Source organism: Pseudomonas abyssi (assembly GCF_002307495.1).
Classification (GTDB): Bacteria; Pseudomonadota; Gammaproteobacteria; order Pseudomonadales; family Pseudomonadaceae; genus Halopseudomonas; species Halopseudomonas abyssi.
On sequence record NZ_NTMR01000068.1, the window covers coordinates 1 to 443 of the forward strand.

Annotated in this window: 1 pseudogene; it reads left to right on the plus strand. The window is 58.0% G+C overall.

Annotated elements, in window-relative coordinates:
- Positions 1-443, plus strand: a pseudogene (locus tag CNQ84_RS20250) (cation transporter); the annotation flags it as partial.

Here is a 443-nt window from a genome sequence, read left to right on the forward strand (position 1 = left end):
CTTCGACTTGTCGAACCGCCGGCTGAAGGTCGTGCATGACGGCGAGGTCGAGCCCGTCACCTCGAAACTGAAGACCTTGGGGCTAGGCGCCTCGCTTCAGGAAACCGTCGCTGCAAATCCGGAGACCATCAAGGCCGCCGAGTTTTCGGCAGCTTCTGCTAAGCAAGAATCCGGGACCCTGCGCTGGTTGCTCGGCATCAATGCACTTCTGTTCGTGGTGGAAATGACTGCCGGTCTGATCGCCCGGTCCACCGGCCTGATTGGAGAATCCCTGGACAATTTTGCCGATGCGGCGGTGTACGGGCTTGCCCTTTATGCGGTTGGACATAGCGTGAAAATGCAGGTACGTGCCGCGCATCTTGCTGGTGTACTGCAACTGATCTTGGCTGTGGGCGTGCTCGTAGAGGTGGTGAGACGCTTTGTATTCGGTAGTGAGCCTGAAT